The following is a 7661-nucleotide window of genomic DNA, read 5'->3' on the forward strand; positions in this document are numbered from 1 at the left end:
TCAATCCTCGGCCAGGGCCGCCCTCAACCCCCGTTCATCAAGGACATGGCAGCACAGAATATCCCCGTCCACGGCAAGGACGGGAATTTTGGTCCGAAAACGCTGGCACAGAACGGGGTCTTCATCAATATCCTTTTCCTGGATATCAAACGCCAGTTCCTCTTGCAACGGGCGCAGGGCCTGTGCCATGCGCTCGCACAAGTGGCATCCCTGCCGATGATACAGGGTGACTACCGGCCTCATTTTGGTATCTCCAGAGGTAACCAGATGGGCCCCTGGGGTCGTTGCACCAGCACCCGGGCCGTCCGACCCGCTGGCAATGCCTCGACCACCTCCCGCATCTGCTCCGGGGACTGGATGGCATGACTGTTGATCATCAACAGCACATCACCACGGCGGATGCCTGCCCGCTGAGCGGGTCCAGCGTCCACCTGGGTGATCAGCACACCGCCCTCGGCCAGTTCCAGACGGCTGCGCAGTTCATCAGGCACCGATTCCAGATGCATGCCAAACGGTTTAAAACGTGCGGGTTCCGCAGCCGGAGGACGGGCACGGGCAGGGCCTGCGTCCGTTTCGGTGGGCAATTCGCCGATCACCACAGTGAGGGTCATGGGCTTGCCATCCCGCAGAATATCCAGTTGGGCCGGGCGATCAATGGGGGCACGGCCCACTATTGGGGGCAGGGCCGAGGAGCGGGGCACTTCAGTACCATTGAAGCTCAGGATCACATCACCGGTACGCAGCCCCGCAGCATGGGCCGGACTATCGGGCAACACCCGCGACACCAGCGCCCCGGTGGGACGTTCCATGGCAAAGGAATCTGCCAGTTCCCGGGTGACCTCCTGGATGATCACCCCCAACCAACCACGGCTGACATACCCCTTGTCCCGCAACTGCTCCACCACATCCATAGCCACTTCGATGGGAATGGCAAAGGACAGCCCCATAAAACCACCGGTACGGCTGTAAATCTGGGAATTGATCCCCACCACCTCACCATTCATATTGAACAGTGGCCCCCCGGAATTGCCCGGATTGATCGCCACGTCGGTCTGAATAAAGGGAACATAGCTTTCGCTGGGCAGATTACGCCCCTTGGCACTGACGATTCCCGCCGTGACCGAGTGGTCAAAGCCAAAAGGAGAACCGATGGCCAGCACCCATTCTCCCACCCGCAGGCGTTCGGAATCCCCCAGGGTCAGGGTGGGCAGATCACTGGCCTGAATGCGCAGCAGGGCCACATCGGTACGTGGATCGGAACCCACCAGTTCGGCACTGAAAGTGCGCCGGTCACTGAGCCGCACCTCAATCTCGTCTGCACCCTGGATCACATGGTGATTGGTCACCACATAGCCATCTGCAGAGATGATGAAACCCGATCCCAGGGAGGTACTGTCAAAGCCCCGACGGGGCGGTACGCCCCCCCGTTCACCAAAAAACCGGCGCAACAGATCACCAAAGGGACCATCCTCCGGCATCCCTTCGGGCAGCTGTAGCGGGGGATGCCCACTGGGCAACTCTGCCGCCCGTGAGGTACTGATATTCACCACTGCCGCACTGTTGGCTTCCACCAAAGGCACAAACTCGGGTAATCCCCGGGCATACACAGGGCTGGCCACCATCAAACACAGGGACAAAAGCAGAATCAGCCCAGAAACCTGCAGGCGTTGGCATGTTATCTTCATAGATTTAGTGCTCCAAAAACAAAAACCCCAAGGTTCCGGTGACATGGGCGGTGACGTGGGATGCACTCAGGGAGCAAGCACACCATGAACCCGGATAACCGGCGGACCAAGACGACGCACCACCACCGGCTGATAGCGAGGATCCCGACGGATGCGACGGGTGAACCCACCAACGGCGCCCAGCCCTGCCGCCAGCCCCGCCAGACCTGCCAACACCACCGGTAACTCACCGTATCCGGCCCAGAGCCACTGGCCCAGGGCAGCCCCGATCAGCAGACACACCAAAGGCAGGATATAGATTGCCAGAGAACCCCGCACCAGCGCCGATTCCTCCAGCCCGATGATCACCTCATCACCCAGAGTGACCCCCACAGGATCAATGACCCGCACCTGGGTACGACGCTGACCAAACAGTTTGGCGATCACACTGGTGCCACACCCCTTGTTTACCGAACAGGTTCCGCAGGCGGTTTTGCGCTCCGTTTCCACCCAGGCAAAACCAGGCTCATCCACTGCAATCACACGGGCCGTCTCTTCGATCACTGCATATTCTCCCCATCACGAAACACCGACTCGGCAATCAGCCGAACAGTGGCCTCGGGGACTTCCCCAAGGGCCGTCACCTGATATTCATCCCAGGGCAGGGCCACCACGTGCAGGGCACCGGAACGGGTCATGCCACTGAGTCGCTCATGGGGGGTGTCGGTGCGGGTGATAAACACTGACACCGTCGCCAACCCATCGCTGAGGATCATATGCTGTACCGGGTGAGGACTGGCGGCCATTACCCGCTTGCTGATGCCGGTGACATGGAATCCGGGAGGCATCTGTCCCACCTGCCATTGGGGATCAAAGGGCATCATGTGGGTTTCAGCAGGTGCTGTCTCCATCGGTCGGGCCACCATCCCCTGTTCCTGCATCTCCGGCTGAAAGCGAGCTTCATCCACCTGTGAGGGAAACTCGATACGGGTGAACATCAGTTGCTCAAAAATCCGCCCCTCCCGGCTCAACAACCGGGCCTTGAGCAACATACCAGTAGGCTCATGGATACAAAACTGATGACCATAGCGGAAGTGATCCCGCGGCACGATGGCCACCTCCCGGCAGGATAATCCGGCCACCCGGCGAACCGGCCCAAGCCGTAGCCGGTAACTGTCCTTCAGACCGTCCAGACCCTGACGGATAGGCAGCACACCGGGCAATCCCAACAGACTTTTGCCTGGGTCCAGGCATAACGCCGGGTCCAGATGATCGGGGCGGACACAGATGATGGACTCTGCATCCTTGATGATCTCCCTGGGATAACCGGTCAAGGCCACCAGCCGTTCCCTGGAACCCTGCTCGCTCCGGGCATGGATGATATGCAGGGTCTCCATGCGATGATCATGGGCAAAGACGAAGGTACCCTCATAGTTGAGCTCGTCCACTGCCTGGGCCATCTGCCGCAAAAGCGCTTCTGCAGTGACCTGTTCCGAGGCCGCCACCGGGGTGACCGTCACCAGTAATGCCGCCAGACAAGCCTGGCCCAGGCGCCATCCCATGGGATCAATCTCCCACGAAGCCGTGTCCGACGGTACGCACCTGGGGTGGGATACCCCCCCGACCCACAGCCCATTCGGCATGATTGAGCAAATAACTGCTAAAGCGCGCATCGTCCATATCGATGGGCAGGACAGGCGGAGTACTCAGTTCCAGCGGGGAATGCTGCACCGGTGCTGACAGGGGGTTGGGTTCGAACATGGATTGCAAAACATGACGCTGACCGGTGTCCCACTGGGCGGCCCGGATGACCGGATCGGCAGCCGCCAGGGCAGGTTCTGGTTCGGCAAGCCCGCCGGCGAAATTCTGCAATCCCACCAACACCGCCACGGCCACCGCAGCGGCCATGCCCATACCCGCTGCCGGTTTGAGCAGGCGGCCATACCAGGGAGGAGAAGGCGCGGTCAGCGGCGGCTCCTCGGCCACAGCAGCCATGATACGGGCAGAAAAATCGGGGGGCGCGGTATGCTGCAGGTTGCCCCGCATCACATCACCGATCAGATGGTAACGGCCCCATTGGGCCAGATCTTCAGGGTTCTTTGTCAACTCATCCAGCAACCGGCGGGTCTCGAAGGCTTCCGCCTCGTCGTCTACCAATGCGGAGAGTCGTTCCTCTTTAGTGGTGGTTGTCATAGCGGGTCTCGCTCTTGAAAGCACATTTAATCAAGCAATGGCCGCAAGACGCGATCAATCGCTTCCCGCGCCCGGAAAATCCTGGATCGTACCGTGCCGATGGGACATCCCATGGTTTGGGCGATCTCTTCGTAGCTCATCCCCTCCAGTTCCCGCAGGGTAATGGCCATTTTCAAATCGTCTGGCAATGCCCCGATGGCACCCTGCACAGCCAGGCGTATCTCCTCCGACAACAATTCCCCTTCCGGGGTTGCATATTCCTTGAGCGCAGATTCTCCCCCCATCTGTTCTGCATCCTGGGCATCCACCTCCACATCCGGTGTACGACGGCTCTGGGAAACCAGGTGGTTCTTGGCTGTATTGATGGCAATACGGTACAACCAGGTGTAAAAGGCACTATCGCCCCTGAAATTGGCCAACCCCCGATAAGCCTTGATGAAGGCTTCCTGAGCCACATCAAGGGCAGTGGCGGAGTCGTGTACATAGCGGGAAACCAGATTGACGATCTTGTGCTGATATTTTTGCACCAGCACATCAAAAGCCTTCTTGTCTCCAGCCTGAACACGCTTGACCAGTTCCTCGTCGGTTACTTTATTGCCCATTCGGGCACTCCCCCTGTGAGGGCACATCCTGTACCCTAACTGCGATGGACATGGAAACCCCCTTTAAGTTCTTGCAAATGACGCCCGGATTGCACCATGCTCCCCACATTGCCGGGAATTCATGGCACAGGTCAATTTAAAGACCCTCCCGCTGCGTGCAACCGTGCAAAAAACCCCGACAAAATAACCCAGATCCAGACACTGCCTCAAGCAAGCCCGGCCCGGGGCGAGGCCATTATGGAGAGACTGCCCATGCAAGATTCGCCCCAGGCAGGAGGCCGCAAGTCCATGGATGTACTCATCATCGGCAGCGGTGCTGCCGGATTGACCCTGGCCCTGCATCTGGCGGCGCAACAGCGGGTGGCGGTACTGAGCAAAGGCCCCGTCAATGAAGGCAGCACCTTCTATGCCCAGGGCGGGGTATCTGCGGTACTGGACCGGCATGACTCACTGGAAGCCCATGTACAGGATACCCTGGATGCCGGGGCAGGGTTATGCGACGAGGCCGCCGTGCGACACACCGTGGCCCATGGCCCGGAAAGCATTCAGTGGCTACTGGACCTGGGGGTTCCTTTCACCTACGAACCCACCACCGATGGCCGGGTCCAGTTGCACCTCACCCGTGAAGGCGGCCACAGTCACCGCCGGGTGGTTCATGCCGCCGACGCCACAGGCAAGGCCATTGAAAACACCCTGGTGGAACAGGTCAGGCGACATCCCAACATTGCCCTGTTCGAGCACCACATCGCCGTGGATCTGATCACCAGTATCAAACTGGGACTGGTGGGACCACGCCGCTGTCTGGGGGCCTATGTGCTGGATCTGGAGTCCCACCGGGTGGAGATCTTTGCTGCGCCCTCTGTGGTGCTGGCCAGCGGCGGCGCCAGCAAGGTTTATCTTTACAGCAGCAACCCGGACGGCGCCACCGGCGACGGTATCGCCATGGCCTGGCGGGCTGGCTGTCGGGTGGCCAACATGGAGTTCATGCAGTTTCATCCCACTTGCCTGTTCCATCCCCAGGCCAAGTCCTTCCTCATCTCCGAGGCAGTACGAGGGGAGGGAGGCAGACTGCTGCTTCCCGACGGCACGCCATTCATGGAACGTTTCGATCCCCGGGGGGAGTTGGCACCACGGGACATCGTCGCCCGAGCCATCGACCATGAAATGAAACGCCTGGGGGCAGACTGTGTCTATCTGGATATTTCCCACAAGCCGGCAGACTTTATTCGATCCCACTTTCCCAACATTTACAAACACTGCCTGGAATATGGCTTTGACATGACTCAAGACCCGCTGCCCGTGGTGCCGGCTGCCCATTACACCTGTGGCGGCGTGATGACCGATCTGGCAGCCCGCACCGATCTGGACGGGCTTTATGCCGTTGGCGAAGTGGCTTACACGGGTCTGCACGGGGCCAATCGCATGGCCAGCAACTCCCTGCTGGAATGTCTGGTATTTGCCCGCTCTGCGGCACAGGACATGGGGCGACGACAGCCGGAACCGGTACCACTGGCACAGATTCCTGCCTGGGATGAAAGCCGGGTCACCGACTCCGATGAAGAAGTGGTGGTGGCTCACAACTGGGAGGAACTGCGTCGTTTCATGTGGGATTATGTGGGCATTGTGCGCACCAGCAAGCGCCTGCAGCGTGCTCAGCGGCGTATTGAACTGCTACAGGGTGAGATTCATGAGTACTACAGTCATTTTCGGGTCACCAACGACCTGATCGAACTGCGAAACCTGGCGCTGGTGGCAGAAATCATCATCCGCAGCGCCCAGAGCCGTGCCGAAAGCCGGGGTCTGCATTACACCCTGGATCATCCTGTCACCGACCCGGCCCTGACAGGCCGCCCCACAGTTGTGAGTCCTTGTCCGGCCATCACCGCCGTATAGACATGATGGGTCTCTCCCTCTGGACATGAATGCAGGAGAGAAGGACAGTACGCACGGGAAATCAGGTAAGGAATAACGGTCTGGTTTGACCGGTTACTGTGCAGGAGCCCGCAACCGGCCGGTACGTTTCCGACCTTCGCCCAGAACGCACGCTCGCTATAGTACGAGTCATAATCAGTCATCGACGAGGTTCTCCATAAGGTTGCTGGAGCAGAGGCGGGCGTCCCTGCCCGAAAAGGTATTATCCCTCAGAAATCGTAACGCATGCCCAGAGAGAAGGCGGTGGCCGTCTCGCCGCGGGCATCCACGCCTTCTACGCCAGAAAGGTTGGCACTGCGGGCCGCGCCCCAGGGGGTCAGGCCGGAATTGTCGTCATTATCCATGAAGGCCAGATTGCCGTAGAAGCGCAGGGCGCTGTCCACCCGGTATTCCAGACCGATGGCATAGAGATTGGCATCCCGCTTCTCCAGATCGGAGTCCAGGGTGAACCAGTGGGCATTCAGGTACACGGAGGGGCTGATGCGGTACTGACCGGCAATGCCGAAGACATCCGCTTCCTGCCCTTCCACGCCACGGGTGTTCTCCGTCTGCTGGTAGAAGCCGGCCAGACGGAAGTCAGGGGTGATCCGGTAGGAGGCCGCCAGGCGCCAGGCGTCCGCCGTGTAATCATAGTTATCGGTGCTGTAAATATCCTGGCTTTCATAGGCAACGACCACATTGAGCGGCCCGTTGCTGTATCCCAGCGAGGTACTCACGGCCTTGTTCTTGGCGTCTTCCACCGTGCTGGAGCCGCTGTTTTCGTTGGAGTAGTGACTGCTCCCCGCCCTAAGCGCTGACGCGCCACGGGCGAGGCTTCCCACTTCTCAGGCAGCAGCCGGCGATGTGCCGGGCTTACGCAAGCCTCCATGGGCAGAGACGGACAGCCCTTCCGCCTTCAGCTTTACTATGCCTTGATGCTTGATGTTCAGCGCCGAGTTGATATCCCGGTCATGCTGTGTGTGGCAGGCCGGGCATTCCCACGACCGGACGTTCAACGGCATGGCGTCCCTCTTGTGCTGGCAGACATGGCAGGTTTTGGAGCTGGCAAACCACGGGTCGATCTTGACCAGATGCTTGCCCTGCTCCTTGGCCTTGTAGTCCAGCTTGGTGGTCAAGGCATACCAGGACGCATCGCCGATGTGCTTGGCGAGTCTGGCGTTTTTCATCATATTTTTGACCTTCAGCGTCTCGACGATCACCGCTTGGTTGTCGTCAACGATCTGTCGAGAGAGCTTGTGCTGGAAGTCGTGGCGGGCATTGGCGACCCGCT

At 59.7% G+C, this 7661-nt stretch carries 9 protein-coding genes; 1 reads left to right on the top strand and 8 read right to left on the bottom strand.

Features of this window, described 5'->3' with window-relative positions; genetic code table 11:
- From BMX62_RS06830 to rpoE, 6 genes are all read right to left on the bottom strand, one after another.
- Positions 1-243 carry a glutaredoxin family protein gene (locus tag BMX62_RS06830; protein WP_090206356.1) on the bottom strand — a complete coding sequence of 81 codons (243 nt, stop codon included), beginning with the start codon at positions 241-243 and terminating at the stop codon, positions 1-3.
- Positions 240-1685 (bottom strand): DegQ family serine endoprotease, encoded by a 1446-nt coding sequence (locus tag BMX62_RS06835; RefSeq protein WP_202906226.1) that lies wholly within the window; start codon positions 1683-1685, stop codon positions 240-242. The genes BMX62_RS06830 and BMX62_RS06835 overlap by 4 nt, the downstream gene beginning before the upstream one ends.
- A gap of 66 nt (positions 1686-1751) precedes the next feature.
- Complete coding sequence (locus BMX62_RS06840) at positions 1752-2228, bottom strand: SoxR reducing system RseC family protein (protein WP_090206359.1); 477 nt, start codon at positions 2226-2228, stop codon at positions 1752-1754.
- A complete protein-coding gene (locus tag BMX62_RS06845; RefSeq protein ID WP_162273514.1) occupies positions 2225-3226 on the bottom strand; it encodes a MucB/RseB C-terminal domain-containing protein in 1002 nt (333 codons plus the stop codon). The genes BMX62_RS06840 and BMX62_RS06845 overlap by 4 nt, the downstream gene beginning before the upstream one ends.
- Before the next feature lie 4 nt (positions 3227-3230).
- Positions 3231-3857: a sigma-E factor negative regulatory protein gene (locus BMX62_RS06850; protein WP_090206365.1), complete on the bottom strand. Its 627-nt coding sequence runs from the start codon at positions 3855-3857 to the stop codon at positions 3231-3233.
- A 26-nt stretch (positions 3858-3883) separates the two neighbouring features.
- Positions 3884-4459 (bottom strand): RNA polymerase sigma factor RpoE, encoded by a 576-nt coding sequence (rpoE, locus tag BMX62_RS06855; RefSeq protein WP_090206368.1) that lies wholly within the window; start codon positions 4457-4459, stop codon positions 3884-3886.
- Positions 4460-4711: 252 nt separating this feature from the next.
- Between rpoE and nadB the strand changes: the two genes are divergently transcribed.
- A complete protein-coding gene (nadB, locus tag BMX62_RS06860) occupies positions 4712-6352 on the top strand; it encodes an L-aspartate oxidase (RefSeq protein ID WP_202906227.1) in 1641 nt (546 codons plus the stop codon).
- Positions 6353-6600: 248 nt separating this feature from the next.
- Here the strand turns inward: nadB and BMX62_RS06865 are convergent, their stop codons facing one another.
- Both BMX62_RS06865 and BMX62_RS06870 read right to left on the bottom strand, forming a co-directional pair.
- Positions 6601-7212: a porin gene (locus BMX62_RS06865; protein ID WP_090206371.1), complete on the bottom strand. Its 612-nt coding sequence runs from the start codon at positions 7210-7212 to the stop codon at positions 6601-6603.
- A 3-nt stretch (positions 7213-7215) separates the two neighbouring features.
- A partial coding sequence (locus BMX62_RS06870; RefSeq protein WP_143339684.1) for an RNA-guided endonuclease TnpB family protein occupies positions 7216-7661 on the bottom strand: 446 nt, incomplete at its 5' end.

The sequence above is a fragment of the Ectothiorhodospira magna genome (genome assembly GCF_900110965.1).
Classification (GTDB): Bacteria; Pseudomonadota; Gammaproteobacteria; order Ectothiorhodospirales; family Ectothiorhodospiraceae; genus Ectothiorhodospira; species Ectothiorhodospira magna.